Here is an 18,748-nt window from a genome sequence, read left to right as displayed (position 1 = left end):
GCAGTGGCGGATGTGTGCCATGGGCGCATTCCGTCGCCCGGTAACTCTCCCCAAACCCCTGTCACTTGCGAAAGGCTGAGCGGTCATCCGGTACCGAAATCCGGACCCTCTCTTTCACAAACAGGGATGTAAATGACCACCCCCGAAACCCAGAGCTCCATATCCGGGCGCTCGACCCCCGGGACGAGACGCGCGGCCCGCATCGCCGCCGCCGCCGGACTCGTGACCGCGCTGGTCGCGACCGGTGCCGCCCCGGTTCTGGCCGCCGAGGACCCGGCGGCCACCTCCCCGGTGAAGGCCGCGGACGCCGCCGACAAGCTCGGCGCCACCGACGCCCAGCGCCTCGACGCGGCCGAGGCGGCCGGCGAGAAGAACGTCACCGTCCTCGTCGCCACCGCCCCCGGCGCCACCGAGCAGGTCGCCGGCCAGCTCGACGCCGTCCCCGGCGCCTTCGTCGGCAAGCAGGACGACAAGCTCGGCTACGTCCGCGCGACCCTGCCGACCGGCAAGGCCGACGCCGCCATCAAGGCGGCCGGCAAGCTCTCCTCCGTCCAGTCGATCGACCTCCAGGCCGAGATCAAGCTGGACGACCCGACCCCGGACGCCGGCACCGCCGGCGCCGTCGAGGGCACCACCGTCACCACGACGTACCCGGCGCCCGGCAAGAACACCCCGGCGAAGAACCCGTACAACCCGTCCCACGAGACGGGTGCGGTCGAGTTCGTCGAGGACCACCCCAAGGCCGACGGCCGCGGCGTGACCATCGGCGTCCTCGACTCCGGTGTCGACCTCGGCCACCCGGCGCTGCAGAAGACCACCACCGGCGAGCGCAAGATCGTCGACTGGGTCACCGCCACCGACCCGCTGACCGAGGGCGACGCCACCTGGCGCGCCCAGATCACCCCGGTCACCGGCCCCGTCTTCACGGCCGCCACGCAGAGCTGGAAGGCGCCCGAGGGCTCCTACCAGTGGAGCCGTTTCAGCGAGTCGATCACCGCGGGCGGCGACCCGGCCGGTGACATCAACCGCGACGGCGACACCACCGACGTCTTCGGCCTGCTGTACGACCCGGCCGCCGGCACCGTCCGCGTCGACTCCGACCAGAACAACGACTTCACGGACAACGCGCCGATGAAGCCGTACAAGGACGGGTTCCAGATCGGCTACTTCGGTACCGACAACCCGGCCACCGAGGTCGTCGAGAAGACCCCGTTCGTCATCGAGATCCGCAAGGACGTCCCGATGGACGCCCTCGGCGGCAGCTGGATCGGCCAGAAGCGCGACTTCGTCAACGTCGGTCTCGTCGAGTCCTCGCACGGCACCCACGTCGCCGGCATCACCGCCGCCCACGGCCTCTTCGGCGGCAGGATGAACGGCGCCGCGCCCGGTGCGAAGATCGTCTCCTCGCGTGCCTGCACCTGGACCGGCGGCTGCACCAACACCGCCCTCACCGAGGGCATGGTGGACCTGGTCGTCAACCGCGGCGTCGACATCGTCAACATGTCGATCGGCGGCCTGCCCGCGCAGAACGACGGCGACAACGTGCGCGCCCGCCTCTACACCCGTCTGATCGACGAGTACGGCGTCCAGCTGATCATCTCCGCCGGCAACTCCGGTCCGGGCATCAACACGATCGGCGACCCCGGCCTGGCCGACAAGGTCGTGTCGGTCGGCGCGGCGATCTCCAGGTCGACCTGGGCCGCCAACTACGGCTCGGCCGTCACCAAGTCGTACGCGATGTTCCCCTTCTCCTCGCGCGGCCCGCGTGAGGACGGCGGCTTCACCCCGACCATCACCGGTCCGGGCTCGGCCGTGAACACCATCCCGACCTGGCAGGCGGGCTCCGGCGTCGCCGAGGCCGGCTACAGCCTGCCCGCGGGCTACGGGATGCTCAACGGCACCTCGATGTCCTCCCCGCAGGTGGCCGGCGCGAGCGCGCTGCTGCTCTCGGCCGCGAAGCAGAAGGGCATCGAGCTCTCCCCGCTCACCCTGCGCACCGCGCTCACCTCGACCGCCAAGCGGATCAGCGGTGTCGCCGCGCACGAGCAGGGCGCGGGCCTCATCGACATCAACGAGGCCTGGGACTCCATCAAGGACGGCGCGACCGCCCACGACTACAAGGTCGAGGCCCCGGTCGACACCGCGATCTTCCCGGCCCCGCGCACCGGCACCGGTGTGTACGACCGTGAGGGCGGCCTCAAGGTCGGCCAGAAGAAGGTCTACGACGTCACCATCACGCGCACGAGCGGTCCGGACCGGGCCATCGAGCACGAGCTGGAGCTGAAGTACAACGACGGCACCTTCCGGATCCTCGGCGACGACGAGATCGACCTGCCGCTGAACAAGCCGGTCACCGTCAAGCTCCAGGCCCGGCCCACCACCGCCGGTGTGCACAGCGTGATCCTGGAGGCCGACGACGAGCGCACCGAGGGCGTCGACAAGCAGATCCTCGCCACCTCGGTCGTCGCGAGCGACCTGGTCGCGCCCGGCTACGGCTTCTCCGCCGCCGGCTCGGTCCAGCGCAACAGCCACAAGTCGTACTTCGTGACCGTGCCGCAGGGCGCCAAGTCCCTCGAGGTCGCCATCGGCGGCCTGAAGGAGAAGAGCCAGACCCGGTTCATCGCGATCCACCCGTACGGCGTGGCCATCGAGTCCACCGCGTCCAACGTGTGCTACCCGCACTACAACCCGGCGAACACCTGCCGGCCGGACCTGCGCTCGTACGCCAACCCGACGCCGGGCGTCTGGGAGATCGAGGTCGAGGCGCGTCGCACCTCGCCCGACCTGGACAACCCGTACAAGCTGGACGTGTCGGTGCTCGGCGCCGACTTCGACCCGGCCGTGCAGACCGTCGCCGAGGCGAAGGTCGGCACCCCGGCCGCCGTCGAGTGGACCGTCACCAACAGGTTCGCCGCCGTCGAGGGCAAGCTGAAGGGCGGCTCGCTGGGCTCGGCCAAGGTCGAGACCCCGACGATCCAGCACCACGAGAAGCAGACCAAGACCGTCACCATCGGTGAGGGTGTGGAGCGGCTCGACGTGGCGATCGGCAACACCTCCGACAAGGCCGCCGACCTCGACCTCTCGGTCAAGCTGAACGGCAAGGTCGTGGGCTCGTCCGCGGACGGCGACTCGGAGGAGTCGGTCACGCTGATCAAGCCGGCGCCGGGCACGTACACGATCGAGATCGACGGCTACTCCGTCCAGGCGGCGGGTGGCACGACCTTCGACTACCGGGACGTGTACTACTCCGCCGCGCTCGGCAGCGTCCAGGTCGACGGCACCAAGACCTACCCGCTGGCCAACGGCGGCTCCGCCAAGGTCGCCGCCCAGGTCCTGGTCACCGGTGCCGCGCCCGAGGGCCGGCAGTTCTTCGGCGAGGTCCAGCTGCTGAACGCGCGCGGCACCGCCGCGGGCGCCGGCAGCGTCGTGATCGGCAAGGTCACGCCGTAACACGGATCACATCCCCGCATGGGGAGTAGTGGGGGCGGGCACCGAAACCGGTGCCCGCCCCTTTGGCGTCTTACCGGCTCCCGGGCCCGTCCCGTCCCTTGGACAATGGATTGGACAAGCCGCCCCGGGCCGCACGCATGATGGACGCGGCACCACCCTGCACACACATTCGGAGGATCCCCGTGAAGGTCGGAATCGTCGGAGCGACCGGTCAGGTCGGCACAGTCATGCGCAAGATTCTGGCCGAGCGGAACTTCCCGGTGGACGAGCTGCGCCTCTTCGCCTCCGCCCGGTCCGCGGGCACGGTCCTCGACGGCGTCACGGTCGAGGACGCCTCCACGGCCGACTACACGGGCCTGGACATCGTCCTCTTCTCGGCCGGCGGCACCACCTCCAAGGCCCTCGCCGAGAAGGTCGCCTCCCAGGGTGCCGTGGTGATCGACAACTCCTCCGCCTGGCGCCGCGACCCCGAGGTGCCGCTGGTGGTGTCCGAGGTGAACCCGCACGCGATCAAGGACCGCCCCAAGGGCATCATCGCCAACCCGAACTGCACCACGATGGCCGCCATGCCGGTCCTCAAGCCGCTCCACCAGGAGGCCGGGCTGACCGCGCTCGTCGCCACCACCTACCAGGCCGTGTCCGGCTCCGGCGTGGCCGGTGTCGCCGAGCTGGACGGCCAGGTCAAGGCCGTCGCCGAGCGTGCCACCGAGCTCACCCACGACGGCGAGGCCGTGGCCTACCCCGAGCCCGGCGTCTACAAGCGTCCGATCGCCTTCAACGTGCTGCCGCTGGCCGGCTCCATCGTCGACGACGGCTCCTTCGAGACCGACGAGGAGCAGAAGCTCCGCAACGAGTCCCGCAAGATCCTGGAGATCCCGGACCTGAAGGTCTCCGGCACCTGTGTGCGCGTGCCGGTCTTCTCCGGCCACTCCCTCCAGGTCAACGCCCGCTTCGCGCGTCCGATCAGCGTCGAGCGCGCCTACGAGCTGCTGAAGGACGCCGAGGGCGTCGAGCTCTCCGAGATCCCCACCCCGCTCCAGGCCGCCGGCAAGGACGCCTCCTACGTGGGCCGCATCCGGGTCGACGAGACCGTCGAGAACGGCCTGGCGCTGTTCCTCTCCAACGACAACCTGCGCAAGGGCGCGGCGCTCAACGCCGTGCAGATCGCGGAGCTCGTCGCGGCGGAGCTCAAGGGCTGACGCCCGTACGGTCCCGGAAAGGGCGGTCACCCGTGGGGTGGCCGCCCTTTCCCCTGTTCGCCCTGGGAAATGAACCGTGCGCCGCCGACACACCCCGTGGAAGGATGGGCCAAACGTCACGAAACCGAGGAGTTGACCGGGTGCCTGGCACGAACCTGACCCGTGAAGAGGCGCAGCAGCGGGCGAAGCTGCTGTCCGTGGACGCGTACGAGGTCGACCTTGACCTCTCGGGTGCGCAGGAGGGCGGCACCTACCGGTCCGTCACCACCGTCCGCTTCGATTCCGCCGAGGCCGGTGCCGAGACCTTCATCGATCTCGTCGCCCCGGCCGTCCACGAGGTGGTGCTCAACGGGCACTCCCTCGACGTGGCCGCCGTCTTCCGGGACTCCCGGATCGCGCTGCGGCACCTGAAGGAGGGCCGCAACGAGCTGAAGGTCGTCGCGGACTGCGCGTACACCAACACCGGTGAGGGCCTGCACCGCTTCGTCGACCCGGTCGACGGCCAGGCCTACCTCTACACGCAGTTCGAGGTGCCGGACGCCCGTCGCGTCTTCGCCTCCTTCGAGCAGCCGGACCTGAAGGCGACCTTCCAGTTCACCGTGAAGGCGCCGAGCGGCTGGTCGGTCATCTCCAACTCGCCGACGCCGGAGCCCAAGGACGACGTCTGGGTCTTCGAGCCGACGCCGCGGATGTCGACCTACATCACCGCGCTGATCGTCGGCCCGTACCACTCGGTGCACTCGACGTACGAGAAGGACGGCCAGGTCGTCCCGCTCGGCATCTACTGCCGTCCGTCGCTGGCCGAGTACCTCGACGCGGAGCACATCTTCGACGTCACGCGGCAGGGCTTCACCTGGTTCCAGGAGAAGTTCGCGTACGACTACCCCTTCGCCAAGTACGACCAGCTGTTCGTGCCGGAGTTCAACGCCGGCGCGATGGAGAACGCGGGCGCGGTCACCATCCGCGACCAGTACGTCTTCCGGTCGAAGGTGACGGACGCGGCGTACGAGCGCCGGGCCGAGACGATCCTCCACGAGCTCGCCCACATGTGGTTCGGCGACCTCGTCACCATGGAGTGGTGGAACGACCTGTGGCTGAACGAGTCGTTCGCCACCTACACCTCGGTCGCCTGCCAGGCCTCCGTCGAGGGCACCCGCTGGCCGAACGCCTGGACCACCTTCGCCAACGCGGAGAAGACCTGGGCCTACCGCCAGGACCAGCTGCCGTCGACGCACCCGATCATGGCGGACATCAACGACCTGGAGGACGTGCTCGTCAACTTCGACGGCATCACCTACGCCAAGGGCGCCTCCGTCCTGAAGCAGCTGGTGGCGTACGTCGGCCAGGACGAGTTCTTCAAGGGCGTGCAGGCGTACTTCAAGCGCCACGCGTTCGGCAACACCCGTCTGACCGACCTGCTCGGCGCGCTGGAGGAGACCTCCGGGCGTGATCTGAAGGCCTGGTCGAAGGCGTGGCTGGAGACCGCGGGCATCAACATCCTGCGGCCCGAGATCGAGACCGACGAGAACGGCGCCATCACCTCCTTCACCGTCCGCCAGGAGGCCCCGGCGCTGCCCGCCGGCGCCAAGGGCGAGGCCGTGCTGCGGCCGCACCGGATCGCGATCGGCTTCTACGACCTCGACGCGGCCGGCAAGCTGGTCCGCACCGAGCGAGTGGAGCTGGACATCGACGCGGCCGAGCTCACCGGCGTGCCGCAGCTCGCGGGCAAGCCGCGCCCGGCGGTCGTGCTGCTCAACGACGACGACCTGTCGTACGCGAAGGTCCGCCTGGACGAGGTGTCCCTGAAGAACGTCACCGCGCACCTGGGCGACTTCGCCGAGTCGCTGCCGCGGGCGCTGTGCTGGGCCTCGGCCTGGGACATGACCCGGGACGGCGAGCTGGCCACCCGCGACTACCTGGACCTGGTGCTGTCGGGCATCGCCAAGGAGACCGACATCGGCATGGTCCAGTCGCTCCAGGGCCAGGTCAAGGCGGCCCTCGACCTGTACGCGGCGCCGGAGTGGCGGGAGGCGGGCCTGACCCGCTGGACCGAGGCGACCCTGGCGCACCTCCAGGCCGCCGAGCCGGCCAGTGACCACCAGCTGGCCTGGGCGCGGGCCTTCGCGGCGACCGCCCGCACCCCGCAGCAGCTCGACCTGCTCTCGGCGCTCCTGGAGGGCCGGGAGAGCATCGAGGGGCTGGCCGTCGACACCGAGCTGCGCTGGGCCTTCGTCCAGCGGCTCGCGGCGACCGGTGTGTACGACGAGCCGGAGATCGCGGCCGAGCTGGAGCGCGACCGCACCGCGGCGGGCGAGCGCCACGCGGCCACCGCCCGTGCGGCCCGTCCGACCGACGCGGCCAAGGCACAGGCGTGGGAGTCGGTCGTCGAGGACGACAAGCTGGCGAACGCGGTGCAGGAGGCGGTGATCGGCGGCTTCGTGCAGACCGACCAGCGCGAGCTGCTCGCCCCGTACACGGCGAAGTACTTCGCCTCGATCAAGGGCATCTCGGAGACCCGCAGCCACGAGATCGTGCAGCAGATCGTGGTGGGCCTCTACCCGACGCTCCAGGTGTCGCGGGAGACGCTCGAGGCGACGGACTCCTGGATCGCCGAGCACGACCCGGCGCCGGCGCTGCGGCGTCTGGTGACGGAGTGCCGCGCGGGCGTCGAGCGCGCCCTGAAGGCCCAGGCGGCGGACGCGGCGGCGGCCCGCTAGGGGGGGTGTCTTGTCGATCAGGCCGGATCAGGGAGCGGCGTCTGGTGCCTGGGGTCTCCCCAGGCCCGCAGGGCCTAGGGGACGGATCGCAAGGCGGAGGAGGGAGTCCATGCGGTGGGGGCACCTCCCAGGCGAAGCTCTGGGGGACATCGGCGACCGACGACAACGCAGCGAGGCGCGGTGCCAGGCGCCGCGAGCCCGGCAAGATCGGCGAGACACCCCCTAGGCCGCGTCCGGCTCTGTTGATACGGCGAAGGGGCGCCCTCCCCCGTGGGGGCGCCCCTTCGCCGTGCTCGCGGGGGCTGTGGCGGGTGTCAGCCGGTCAGGCGGGCGTAGCGGCCGCGCAGTGCGGCCGCGCCCTCGTCGGTGAGGCTGCCGTGCAGACGCATCCGGGCGATCCCGCCGTCGGGGAAGGCGTCGAGGCGGACGTGGGTGACGACCGCCTGGGCGGGGAGCGTGAAGCGGTGGAGGGTGTCGGGCTGGAGACGGGTGCGCGGGATGATCTCGAACCACTCCGCGCCGGCCGAGGGGTCGCCGTTGCAGCCCTGGAGGGCGATCCAGCCGGCCGAGTTGCCCTTGAGGTACGCGGTGTCGATCTCGACCGCGCGGACCGCGCCCTGGGCGGCGAGCCGGAAGCGGACCCAGTCGTTGGTGCCGCGGACCCGACGGCGGCGGTTCTCCCAGCCGTCGTCCATCTTGCGGGAGGTGCCGGGCAGGATGATCTGGGTGGGCGAGGAGTAGAAGCGGTCCGAGGCGTCCTCGTACACCCCGCCGTTGACGACGGCGATGAGGTCGAGGGTGCCGAGGACGTCCAGCCACTCGGGGTCGGGGACGACCTCGCCGTGCACACGGAGGCGGGCGATGCCGCCGTCGGGGTGCTGGCAGAGCCGTACGTGGGTGTAGCGGCGCTCGGCGGTGATCTCGAAGCCGTTGGCGGCGTGGCCGCGCACGGGGGTGGGCGGGAGCAGCTCCTCCCACTTCGCGTCGAGGAGCTCCTCGGGGCTCGGCGTGCCGTCGACGGCGGCGGCCTGGATGCTGACCCGCTGCGGGTAGTTGCCGCGGAAGTGGGCGGTGTCGACGACGATGCCGCGGATGACGCCGGGGGCGCCGAGGCGGACGATCGCCCAGTCGTGGTCCTCGGGGGCGGGGAAGGGGTGGTCGGCGTCGGTGCCGCGGCGGCGGCGGGTCTCCCAGCCGTCCATGATCTTGCCCTTGTGTCCGAAGTGCTCGGGGTCGAAGGCGGCGCGCTCGCGGACGAGGAGGTTCTCGCGCTCGGCGAAGAACTCGTCGTTCGCGGCGACGACTCCGGCGCCGAGGCGGCGGTCGGCGAGGTCGACGAGCTCGGTGAAGGCGAAGTCACCGGCGCGGTAGTCGGCGTACGGGTCGCCTCCGGTGTAGGGGGCGGCGTCGTTGGCGTGCGGGTCGTCGGCGTGCGGGGCGTCTGCGAGGGCGGCGTCGAGGCTCATGTGTCGACTGTGCCGCCGGAAGGCATCGCAGGTCCATCGAATGTTTTCGAGGTTGCTTTTCAGCTCTGCTGAACGGTTTCGCGCTGGACGGCGACCTGCCGGAGCGCGGCGAGCACACGGGCGACGGCCGGCGCCTCCTCCGCCCCGCGCCGTACGGCCGCGACGACATGGCGGCGCGGCTGGTCGGCGGACAGGACCCGCATGACGACCCCCCGGCCCGCGCCCCGGCTCGCCTCGGTACGGCGCTCGGCCGCGGCCATGCGGGGGACGAGGGCCACGCCCATCCCGGCCTCGACCATGGCGAGGATCGCGGTCCAGCCGGCCGCGCTGTGCGCCTGCTCGGGCACGAATCCGGCGGCCTCGCAGGCGGCGGTGGTGATCTCGGACCAGGGCCCGGAGCCGCCGAAGATCCACGGCTCGGCGGACAGGTCGGCGAGCCGGAGCCCGGGGGCGTCGGCGAGCGGATGGCCGACGGGCAGGGCGACGTCGAGCGGGTCGGCGAGCAGCGGCACCCGGGTGAACTGGGGGTCGCGGGCGGTGGGCGCGTGGGCGGCGAGCGAGAGCGCCAGGTCGACGTCGCCGGCGGTGAGCAGTCCGTACGCCTCCGCCGCCTCGGCCTCGCGGACGCGGAGGTCGAGGCCGGGGTGGGCGGAGCGCAGCGCCTGGACGGCGGGGACGACGAGCGCGGGCACGGCGGTGGAGAACGCGGCGACCCGCACCCGCCCCGCCTCCCCCCGCAGATACCCGTCGAGTTCGGCCTCGGCCCGCTCCAACTGGGCGAAGACCGCCTCCGCGTGCCGCAGCACGAGATGGGCGGCGTCGGTCAGCCGTACCCGCCGCCCGTGCGCCTCCAGGACCGGGACGCCGAGCTGACGGGAGAGGTTGGTGAGCTGCTGCGAGACGGCCGAGGGGGTCATCAGCAGCGCCTCCGCGGTCGCGGTGACGGTGCCGCGATCACGGAGGGTGCGGAGGATCTGGAGCTTCTTGATGTCCCACTCGGTCATGGGGCGCAACCTACCGGGCGGGCGGCCGCTGCCCTCGCGTCGTGGTGGAGGAGAAGGCCACTCCGCCGAGGATGAGGACCATGCAGGCGATGCCCAGGGCGCCGAGGCGTTCGCCGAGCAGAGCGGCGGAGAGCAGCGCCACGCAGACCGGCTGGAGGTAGTAGACGACTCCGGCGCGGGCGGCGCCGATCAGGGCGATGGCCTTGTTCCAGGCGAAGAAGGCGACGGCGGAGGAGAAGACGCCGACGTAGAGCAGGGGGCCGACGGTTCCCGGGGTGGCGGGGAAGCCGCCCTGGAGGGTGAGGGAGACGGCGTAGGCCGGGGCGAGCATCAGGGCGCCGAGGACGAAGGTGGTGAAGAGGAAGGCGAGTCCGTCGATCTCGGCGGGCTTGCGCTTGAGGAGGGCGCTGTACGAGGCGAAGGACAGGGCGGCGGCGAACATCCACAGGTCGCCGGCGGCGAGGTCGACGGTGAGGGAGCCCTTGCCGACGAGCAGCAGCACCCCGAGGACGGCGACGAGCAGGCCGAGGAGCCGGCGGGCGCCGAGCCGTTCGCCGCCGAGGCGGGCGTAGCCGGCCATGAGCACCGGGGAGGCGGCCATGATCATGCCCATGTTGGAGGCGGAGGTGGTCAGCCCGGCCTGGTGGACCAGGGTGTTGTAGAGGGCGACGCCGAACAGCGAGGCGAGGGCGACGAAACCGAGGTGACGGCGGATCACCGCGCGCTGCCGCCAGAACGGGCGGGCGGCGAACGGCGCGACGGCGAGGAGCGCGATGATCCAGCGCCAGAAGACGGCCTGGACGGGCGGGATGGTGTCGGCCATGTCGCGGGTGGCGACGAAGCTGCCGGACCAGACGACGGTCGCGAGCAGGGCGAACAGCACGCCGAGGCCGGCGCCCCGTGCGAGCTTCCTCGCGGGCGTCGGCCTCTCGGCTGTGGCGGTCTCTTCGGTGGTCGGGTGACGAGCGGTGATCAGGGTCATGCCGCCTACCGTCGCACCGTCGGACCCTCCAGGTCCATCGAAAGTTCCTGACCGTTATTTTCAGCAATGCTGAACGTTTGCTTCTTCGTCGGCGGGTTCAACTGGCCCGCCAGCGTCGCGCCGAAGGCGATCGCCATGCCGAGCAGCTGCACCGGACCGAGCGCCTGGCCGAGCGCGGCCCACCCGATGACGGCGGCGGTGATCGGCGAGAGCGGGCCGAGGAGGGTGACCGAGGAGGCACTGAGGCGCTCGATGCCGCGGAACCAGAGGAAGTAGGAGACCGCGGTGTTGCCGAAGGCCAGGTAGGCGTAGCCCGCCAGGTGGGTGCCGGTGAGGGCCGGCGGGGCGCCTTCGAGCAGGAAGGCCAGGGGCAGGATGATCAGGCCGCCCGCGGTGAGCTGCCAGCCGGTCAGAGCCAGGGCGCCGACGCCCTCGGGGCGCCCCCAGCGCTTGGTGAGGACGGTGCCCGCCGACATCGAGAGGGCGGAGAGCAGTCCGGCGATCACCCCGACCGCGTCGAGCGCGGCTCCGGCCTTGAGCACGACGAGGCTGACGCCGAAGGCGGCGGCGATCGCGGTGAGCAGTGCCTTCACGGTGGGCCTGTCGCCGAGCAGGAGCGCGGCGAGACCGACGACGAAGAGGGGCCCGACCGAGGCCACGACGGCGGCGACGCCGCCGGGCAGGCGGTAGGCGGCGAGGAAGAGCAGCGGGAAGAAGGCCCCGATGTTGAGCGCGCCGAGCACGGCCGACTTCCACCACCAGGCGCCCCGCGGCAGCCTGCGGGTGAGGGCGAGGAGGAACAGGCCGGCGGGCAGGGCCCGCATCAGACCGGTGAACAGCGGCCGGTCGGGCGGCAGGAACTCCGTGGTGACGAAGTAGGTCGAGCCCCAGGAGATCGGGGCGAGGGCGGTGAGGGCGACGGTGGCGGCCTTGCGGGACATGACGGTTCCCCCCTGCGGTGACGAGCCGGGCCGGGTCGCTTGGCTGGCTGACTGGCTGGCTCACTGGCACGGTTTGACTTGGCGGTAATTAACTTAGCACTAAGCTACTTACTTGCAAGTGGCTTTCTTGCAACTGAGTCAGTGAAGAGGGAAACTGGGTCCATGGAGAACCACGACGCCGTCGACGCCATCACCGATCAGTGGGCCGTCGTCCGCCCGGACCTGGACACCCTGCCGATGGCCGTCTTCGGCCGGATCTACCGGCTGGCGAACGCCATGCGCGGCAAGGTCGACAAGGCCTACGCGCCCTACGGCGGGATGTCACTGGGCGAGTTCGACGTGCTCGCGACCCTGCGGCGGTCCGGCGAGCCCTACACCCTCTCGCCGCGCGAGCTGACCGCCACGCTGATGATCACGACCGGCGGCATGACGGGCCGGCTCGACAAGCTGGAGCGGGCCGGGCTGCTCACCCGCAACCCCGACCCGAACGACCGGCGCGGTCTGCGCGTCACCCTCACCGAGGAGGGCCGCGTCCTCGTGGACCAGGCCGTCGGCGCCGGGCTCGCCCAGCAGCGCGCGGCCCTGGAGGCGGCGCTCACCCCGGAAGAGGCGCGGCAGCTGGCCGGCCTGCTGCGGAAGCTGCTGGCCGCCAGCGTCTGACCGCCCGAAGCCTCTGACCGCCCGAAGCCTCCGTCCACCCGCAGGCACGGGCGTATGAAGACACACGAGGGCGCCGCACGGGTACGTCGTACCGTGCGGCGCCCTCGTGAACGTACGAGTGGGCCTTACGCCTTCTTCTTGGACTTGTCGAGCACCATCACCAGGCCGGTGATCACCAGGAACAGCACCAGCGGAGCGGCCACGAACAGGCCGAGGGTCTCGACGACCTCCAGCTTGGGGGCCGGGTCGTCACCGTCGTCGCGGGTGAGCGCGAGCGCGGGGGACGACATGAGCAGCATCATCAGCGTCGTACCGGCCGCGACGGCGCCGGCGCGCAGGGCGTTCTTCTTGTCCACGGTGCAAAAGTAGCGAACACCTAAACCGCCCGCGCGCCCGGGGGTGCCGTACGGGCTCCGAGCCGCTCGGCGAGCAGCCGCAGCAGGTCGTGCGCGCGGGGCGAGGCGGTCAGTTCCTCCAGGGCGAGCGGCTGTCCGTCCGGCCTCGCGACCGGCAGCCGCCAGTTGGGGTACTGGTCCCAGGTCCCCGGCAGGTTCTGCGGCCGGCGGTCCCCCACCGCGTCCGGCAGCCACACCCCGACCATCCGGGCCGGGGTGGCGGCCAGGAAGCGGTGCAGGGCCCGGATCTCCGTCGCCTCGTCGCCCGGCCCCTCCGGCAGGTACCCGAGCCGCTGGAGCAGGCCCAGCCACTCCGTGGTCTCGGTCGCGTCCCGGCTCCGCTCGCGCTCCAGATCGCCGGTGAGCAGGCCGAGCCGGTGGCGCAGCGTCACGTGGTCGCCGGAGAGCCGGGCCGCGGTGGACGGCAGGTCGTGGGTGGTGGCGGTGGCCACGCAGTCGGCCCGCCACTCCTCCGGGGGCAGCGGGCGGCCCGTGCCGGTCCAGTCCCGCTCGAACCAGAGCACGGAGGTGCCGAGCACCCCGCGCCGGGCGAGCGCCTCCCGCACCCCCGGCTCGACCGTCCCCAGGTCCTCGCCGACGACCGCGGCGCCGGCCCGGTGGGCCTCCAGGACGAGCACGGCGAGCATCGCCTCGGAGTCGTAACGGACGTACGTGCCCCCGGTCGGCTCGTCGCCCTCGGGCACCCACCAGAGCCGGAACAGGCCCATGACGTGGTCGATCCGCAGCGCGCCCGCGTGCCGCAGCAGTTCGCGCAGCAGACCGCGGTACGGGGCGTAGCCCTCGGCGGCCAGGACGTCGGGGCGCCAGGGCGGCAGGCCCCAGTCCTGGCCGCGGGCGTTGAAGGCGTCGGGCGGGGCGCCCACCGACATGCCGGCGGCGAAGACGTGCTGCTGCGCCCAGGCGTCGGAGCCGTCCGGATGGACGCCCACGGCGAGGTCGTGCACGATCCCGACCGCCATCCCCGCCTGCCGGGCGGTGTGGGCGGCCTCGGCCAGCTGGGCGTCCGTCAGCCAGGCGAGCCGGCAGTGGAAGTCGACCCGGGCGGCCAGTTCCGCGTCGGCCCGGACGACGGCCTCCGCGGTACGCGGGTGGCGCAGCCGCTCCGGCCAGTCGCGCCAGCGGTGGCCGTACCGCTCGGCGAGGGCCTGATAGGTGGCGTGGTCCTCGAGCGCCCGGCCGCGCTCGGCCAGGAAGTCTTGGTAGGCGGCCCGGCGGCCGGGCCCGAGCTCCACGGCGTGCACGAGCTCCAGGGCGCGCCGCTTGGCGTCCCACACCGCGTCCCGGTCGATCAGCGCGCCCTTGCCGAGGACCCGTTCGCGCAGCTCGATCGCGTCCGTGAGGGCCCGGTCGAGCTCCTCGCGGCGAGCGGGGTCGACGTAGGGGTACTCGGGGACGTCCTCGACCCGCAGATGCACGGGGTCGGGGAAGCGGCGCGAGGAGGGGCGGTACGGGGAGGGGTCGGTGGGCGCCCCGGGCACGGCCGCGTGCAGCGGGTTGACCTGCACGAATCCGGCGCCGTGGGTGCGGCCCGCCCAGTCGGCGAGCTCGCGCAGGTCGCCGAGGTCGCCCATGCCCCAGGAGCGGGCGGACAGCAGCGAGTAGAGCTGGACGAGCAGGCCGTACGTCCGGCCCCGGAGGCCCGGTACGCGGGCGGGGGCCACGATCAGGGTGCTGGTGCCGGCGCGCCCGTCGGGGGCGTGGGCGGTGAGCCGGTGCACGCCGAGCGGCAGGGCGCTCCAGTCGGGTTCCGTGACGGTCGGTCCGGCCTCGGTGGTGACCGTGAGCCGGGTGCCGGGCGGCAGGCCGCGCAGCGCGTGCGGGAGCGCGTGCGGCGCCTGGGCTTGCGCCGGATCCTGGGCCCGCGCCGGATCCTGCGCATGTGCCGGATCCTGGGCCCGCGCCGGGTCCTGCGCCTGGCCCCGTGCCTGCGCCTCTGGCCGGCCCGGTGTCCCGGCCCGCGCGGCGACCGGCCCCTCGTCCGGCCCCTGGGCCGGTCTCGCGCCCGGTCTCTCACCGGGTCTCTCGCCGGGTCTCTCGTCCGACGGCCCCTCGCCCGGCCCCGCGCCCGGCCCCGCGCCCGGCGTCCCGTCCCGCCAGTGGACGACCGTGGGCGGCAGGAGCCGCTCCTCGGCGGCCCGTTCCGCCGTGGCGAGCGCCGCGGCGAGTGCCTGCGGCGTGGACGCGTCGACGTCCAGGGCGCGCAGGACCGCCACCACGGTGGCGTCCGGCACGCCGACTGTGACGCCCGCGGAGGGGGCGTACTCGGTGGCGACGCCGTGCAGGGCGGCGAGACGGGCCAGGGTCACGTCACACTCCTGGGGACTCCGAACCGCCGGCGGTGGCTCGGGCGGTGGGTTCGCTGGTCAAGGGCGCCGCCTCCATGAGGGGCGGCTCGCTGGTGAGCGGCGCGGCGTGGGCGAGGGGCGGCTCGCTGGTGAGCGGCGTTCCCTGCGCCGGAATCCGTATCGGATTCCGTAGCGGTTTCCGGACCTGTTTGCAGGCGTGGTCGGTGGCGGTCACGGGATCTCCCGGTTCGTCTCGACAGATAAGACATCAGGACAGCAAGGGGAGCCCTACCCATCGCCCCCCGTTTTACCGGTGGATTTTGGTGAAACAGTGCCACCTCGCCGAAAGACCGCCGGGCAAACCAGACAGTTCGACCAGCCGCATTGACACCCCGTCGGCCCGGGTGGTGGGCTCGTAACCCAGTCGTGACCCAAGGGGAGAGAGGAGTCCTGTGTCGCACCTCGGGCACCTCGGGCGCAGGAAGCGGACCGCGACGGCCGTCGCCGCGGCGGTCATCGGCGGGCTCCTCGGCGGCGCCGTGCCGGGCGTCGCGCACGCCGCACCCCGCGCTCCGCTCTCCCCCGGCGCCCCCGGCTCCCCGGTGCCTCCCCTCGCCGCACCCGACCGGCAGGCGGCCGCGGACCGGGCCGCCGGCCCCTCCGTCTGGCCCCGGCCCCAGTCCCTGACCAGCACCGGCGGGACGGTGGCGCTGGGCTCCGAGGTGACGCTGCAGGCCGCTGACGACGCCGACCCGTACGCGATGGCGGCCCTCCGCCAGGTCCTGGAGGCGGCCGGGGTACGCACGGTGCACACGGCACTGCCGGGCCGCGGCCCGCTCGTCCGGCTGGGCGACACCGTCGAAACGGAAGCCGCGTTGCGCGCCCTGCGGGTGCCCGAGCGGGGCGATCTGCCGGACGGCGGCTACCGGCTCGCCACCGGCCGCCTCGGCGGCCGGGACACCGTCGTCCTCGACGGCGTCGGCGGCGACGGCCTCTTCCACGCCGTGCAGACACTCCGTCAACTCGCCGGGGCCCGGGGCGCCCTCCCGGGCGTCGTGGTGCGCGACTGGCCCGGCACCGCCGTCCGCGGGGTGACCGAGGGCTTCTACGGGCGTCCCTGGTCGCCGGCCGACCGGCTGGCCCAGCTCGACTTCATGGGCCGCACCAAGCAGAACCGCTATCTCTACGCGCCCGGCGACGACCCGTACCGCCAGGCGCTGTGGCGCGAGCCCTACCCGGCGGCCGAGCGGGCCGCCTTCCGCGAGCTCGCCGCACGGGCCGCCGCCAACCATGTGACGCTCGCCTGGGCCGTGGCCCCCGCCCAGGCCATGTGCCTGTCGTCGGACGCCGACGTGAAGGCGCTCCAGGCGAAGATCGACGCCATGTGGGAGCTCGGCGTGCGCGCCTTCCAGCTCCAGTTCCAGGACGTCAGCTACAGCGAGTGGGGCTGCGACGGCTCCGCCGACGCCGACGCCTTCGGGCGCGGCCCCGAGGCCGCCGCCCGCGCGCACGCGCACGTGGCGAACGCCGTCGCCCGCCACCTCGCCCGGCGCCACCGGGGCGCGGCGCCGCTGTCGCTGATGCCGACGGAGTACTACCAGGACGGCGCCACCGACTACCGCACGGCGCTCGCCGCCGCGCTCGACCCCTTCGTGCAGGTCGCCTGGACGGGCGTCGGCGTCGTGCCGCGCACCATCACCGGGCGCGAACTGGCCGGGGCGCGCGAGGCGCTGCGCCATCCGCTGGTCACCATGGACAACTACCCGGTCAACGACTACGCCCAGGACCGGCTCTTCCTCGGCCCCGCGACCGGCCGCGAGCCCGCCGTGGCCGCCGGTTCCGCCGCGTTCCTCGCCAACGGCATGGAGCAGGCCGCGGCCTCCCGCATCCCGCTCTTCACCGCTGCCGACTTCGCCTGGAACCCCAAGGGCTACCGGCCGCAGGAGTCCTGGCGGGCCGCCGTCGACGAGCTGGCCGGGCCGGACCGCGCGGCCCGCGAGGCGCTGTGGGCGCTCGCCGGCAACGGCGCCTCCTCGATCCTCGACCCGAAGGCCGAGTCGGCCTATCTGAAGCCGCTCACGGCCGCCTTCTGGGCGAGCCGGAGCGGCGCGGGACCGGCCGCGCTTCAGCAGCGGGAGAAGGCGGCGCGCGAGCTGCGGGCCGCGTTCACCGTGATGCGGCAGGCGCCCGCGCGGCTGAAGGGCACGGCGGGCGGTGCGCTCGGCGAGGAGGCCGGGCCGTGGCTCGACCGGCTCTCCCGTTACGGCGCTGCGGGCGAGACGGCCGTCGACATGCTGCTCGCCCAGGCGCGCGGCGACGGCGCCGGCGCCTGGCGGGCCCAGCTGGACCTGGAGCGGCGGCGCGCGGAGCTGCGGCCCGAGGACGTGACGGTCGGCAAGGGCGTCCTGGACGGCTTCCTGGCACGGGCGGCCGACGAGGCGGCGGCCTGGACGGGCGCCGACCGGAGCCACGCCCCCGGGGAGCGCGCGGACGTGGCGGAGGACGCGTACACGGTCCGGCTGGAGCGCGCGCGGCCGGTGGAGACCGTGACGGTGATGACCGAGCCGGGCGCGGCCGGTGTCCTGGAGGCGTACGTGCCGGGCGAGGGCTGGCGCCGGCTCGGCCCGCTCGCCGCCTCCGGCTGGACCCAGACCGACCTGAGGGGCCTGCGGTCGGACGCCCTGCGGATCGTGTGGAGCGGCGGCACGCCGCAGCGGGTGCGGTCCCTGGTGCCGTGGTTCGCCGACGAGCCGCGCGCGGGCCTGGAACTGGCCCGCGCGGAGGCGGACGCCGAGATCGGCGGCGCGGCGCAGCGGGTGGACGTGACCCTGGAGGGCCGGCGGGCCGGCGAGGTGCGCGGGCCGCTGGCCGCCCGGCCGCCGAAGGGGCTCACGGTGCGGCTGCCGAAGGAGGCCGTGGTGCTGCGGGGCGCCCGGACGACGGTGCCGCTTGAGGTGTCGGTGGCGGCGGACGTGCCGGCCGGCTCGTACGCCGTTCCCGTCTCCTTCGCGGGCGAGGAGCGGGTCCTGACGGTGCGGGCGTTCCCGCGCACGGCGGGCCCGGATCTGGCGCGTACGGCCACGGCCTCGTCCTCGGGCGACGAGACGCCCGACTTCCCGGCCGCCCACGCCCTCGACGGCGACCCGGCGACCCGCTGGTCCTCGCCGCTGGAGGACGGGGCCTGGTGGCAGATGGAACTGGCCGAGCCGGCCCGGATAGGGCAGGTGGTCCTGCACTGGCAGGACGCGCACGCCTCGCGCTACCGCATCCAGGTCTCCGCCGACGGCCGCACCTGGCGCACGGCCGCCACGGTCCGCGACGGCCGGGGCGGCCGGGAGTCGGTCCGCATGGACGCGGCGGACACCCGTTTCCTGCGGATGCAGGGCGACGCCCGGGCGACCGAGTACGGCTACTCGCTGTGGTCGGTGGAGACGTACGCGGTGGCGGACCGGCCGGCGGACGAGCCCGGGGACGCGCGGCGTGACGCCCCGGCCGACGCGCCGGGCGGCGCCCAGGGCGGCGTGCCGGAGGGCGAGCCGGGCGGGACGGCGCCCGACTCCCCTTAGCGGCGCCGGGCCCGTCGTGTCCGACAGGCCCGGCACGTGAAAGGCCCGGTGCTCGAAAGACC

12 protein-coding genes are annotated in these 18,748 nt (G+C 73.2%); 5 read left to right on the top strand and 7 right to left on the bottom strand.

Annotation, left to right across the window (positions count from 1 at the left end):
• Window positions 1-132: 132 nt before the first annotated feature.
• From ACFY7C_RS10530 to pepN, 3 genes are all read left to right on the top strand, one after another.
• Window positions 133-3,450 (top strand): S8 family serine peptidase, encoded by a 3,318-nt coding sequence (locus tag ACFY7C_RS10530; protein WP_389646928.1) that lies wholly within the window; start codon window positions 133-135, stop codon window positions 3,448-3,450.
• Window positions 3,451-3,632: 182 nt separating this feature from the next.
• On the top strand, window positions 3,633-4,649 hold the full coding sequence (locus ACFY7C_RS10525; RefSeq protein ID WP_389646925.1) for an aspartate-semialdehyde dehydrogenase: 1,017 nt from the start codon (window positions 3,633-3,635) through the stop codon (window positions 4,647-4,649).
• 140 nt (window positions 4,650-4,789) lie between these two features.
• Window positions 4,790-7,366, top strand: a complete 2,577-nt coding sequence (gene pepN / locus ACFY7C_RS10520) for an aminopeptidase N (protein ID WP_389646922.1) — start codon at window positions 4,790-4,792, stop codon at window positions 7,364-7,366.
• Window positions 7,367-7,680: 314 nt separating this feature from the next.
• Here the strand turns inward: pepN and alc are convergent, their stop codons facing one another.
• From alc to ACFY7C_RS10500, 4 genes are read right to left on the bottom strand one after another with little or no spacing between them, the layout of a single operon-like run.
• On the bottom strand, window positions 7,681-8,832 hold the full coding sequence (alc, locus tag ACFY7C_RS10515) for an allantoicase (protein WP_389646919.1): 1,152 nt from the start codon (window positions 8,830-8,832) through the stop codon (window positions 7,681-7,683).
• A 59-nt stretch (window positions 8,833-8,891) separates the two neighbouring features.
• Entirely contained in the window at window positions 8,892-9,836 is a 945-nt protein-coding gene (locus tag ACFY7C_RS10510; protein ID WP_389646916.1) for a LysR family transcriptional regulator, read from the bottom strand.
• A gap of 10 nt (window positions 9,837-9,846) precedes the next feature.
• A complete protein-coding gene (locus tag ACFY7C_RS10505) occupies window positions 9,847-10,818 on the bottom strand; it encodes a DMT family transporter (protein ID WP_389646913.1) in 972 nt (323 codons plus the stop codon).
• A 5-nt stretch (window positions 10,819-10,823) separates the two neighbouring features.
• Complete coding sequence (locus ACFY7C_RS10500; RefSeq protein ID WP_389646911.1) at window positions 10,824-11,759, bottom strand: EamA family transporter; 936 nt, start codon at window positions 11,757-11,759, stop codon at window positions 10,824-10,826.
• Window positions 11,760-11,921: 162 nt separating this feature from the next.
• Here ACFY7C_RS10500 and ACFY7C_RS10495 point away from each other — a divergent pair, with 162 nt between their 5' ends.
• Window positions 11,922-12,419: a MarR family winged helix-turn-helix transcriptional regulator gene (locus ACFY7C_RS10495; RefSeq protein ID WP_389646908.1), complete on the top strand. Its 498-nt coding sequence runs from the start codon at window positions 11,922-11,924 to the stop codon at window positions 12,417-12,419.
• Window positions 12,420-12,544: 125 nt separating this feature from the next.
• Here the strand turns inward: ACFY7C_RS10495 and ACFY7C_RS10490 are convergent, their stop codons facing one another.
• The 3 genes from ACFY7C_RS10490 to ACFY7C_RS10480 are packed head-to-tail and all read right to left on the bottom strand — an operon-like array spanning window position 12,545 to window position 15,382.
• The gene (locus ACFY7C_RS10490) at window positions 12,545-12,775 is read right to left on the bottom strand and encodes a hypothetical protein (RefSeq protein WP_352075850.1); all 231 of its coding nucleotides are present in this window, start codon (window positions 12,773-12,775) and stop codon (window positions 12,545-12,547) included.
• A gap of 20 nt (window positions 12,776-12,795) precedes the next feature.
• Complete coding sequence (gene malQ / locus ACFY7C_RS10485) at window positions 12,796-15,141, bottom strand: 4-alpha-glucanotransferase (RefSeq protein ID WP_389646905.1); 2,346 nt, start codon at window positions 15,139-15,141, stop codon at window positions 12,796-12,798.
• Window position 15,142: 1 nt separating this feature from the next.
• Window positions 15,143-15,382 (bottom strand): hypothetical protein, encoded by a 240-nt coding sequence (locus tag ACFY7C_RS10480; protein WP_389649446.1) that lies wholly within the window; start codon window positions 15,380-15,382, stop codon window positions 15,143-15,145.
• 190 nt (window positions 15,383-15,572) lie between these two features.
• Between ACFY7C_RS10480 and ACFY7C_RS10475 the strand changes: the two genes are divergently transcribed.
• Window positions 15,573-18,686: a beta-N-acetylglucosaminidase domain-containing protein gene (locus ACFY7C_RS10475; protein ID WP_389646902.1), complete on the top strand. Its 3,114-nt coding sequence runs from the start codon at window positions 15,573-15,575 to the stop codon at window positions 18,684-18,686.
• Window positions 18,687-18,748 lie beyond the last annotated feature (62 nt).

Origin of the sequence: Streptomyces sp. NPDC012769, assembly GCF_042901205.1 — a bacterium.
Taxonomy (GTDB): Bacteria; Actinomycetota; Actinomycetes; order Streptomycetales; family Streptomycetaceae; genus Streptomyces.
The sequence above is the reverse complement of the archived record's forward strand: the minus strand, read 5'-3'. Positions and strand labels throughout refer to the sequence as shown.

What these genes read in the sequence shown, in the direction of transcription:
- ACFY7C_RS10530 (WP_389646928.1), top strand. Translation starts at nt 133, where the DNA reads ATGACCACCCCCGAAACCCAGAGCTCCATATCCGGGCGCTCGACCCCC.
- alc (WP_389646919.1), bottom strand. Translation starts at nt 8,832, where the DNA reads ATGAGCCTCGACGCCGCCCTCGCAGACGCCCCGCACGCCGACGACCCG.
- ACFY7C_RS10510 (WP_389646916.1), bottom strand. Translation starts at nt 9,836, where the DNA reads ATGACCGAGTGGGACATCAAGAAGCTCCAGATCCTCCGCACCCTCCGT.
- ACFY7C_RS10505 (WP_389646913.1), bottom strand. Translation starts at nt 10,818, where the DNA reads ATGACCCTGATCACCGCTCGTCACCCGACCACCGAAGAGACCGCCACA.
- ACFY7C_RS10500 (WP_389646911.1), bottom strand. Translation starts at nt 11,759, where the DNA reads ATGTCCCGCAAGGCCGCCACCGTCGCCCTCACCGCCCTCGCCCCGATC.
- ACFY7C_RS10495 (WP_389646908.1), top strand. Translation starts at nt 11,922, where the DNA reads ATGGAGAACCACGACGCCGTCGACGCCATCACCGATCAGTGGGCCGTC.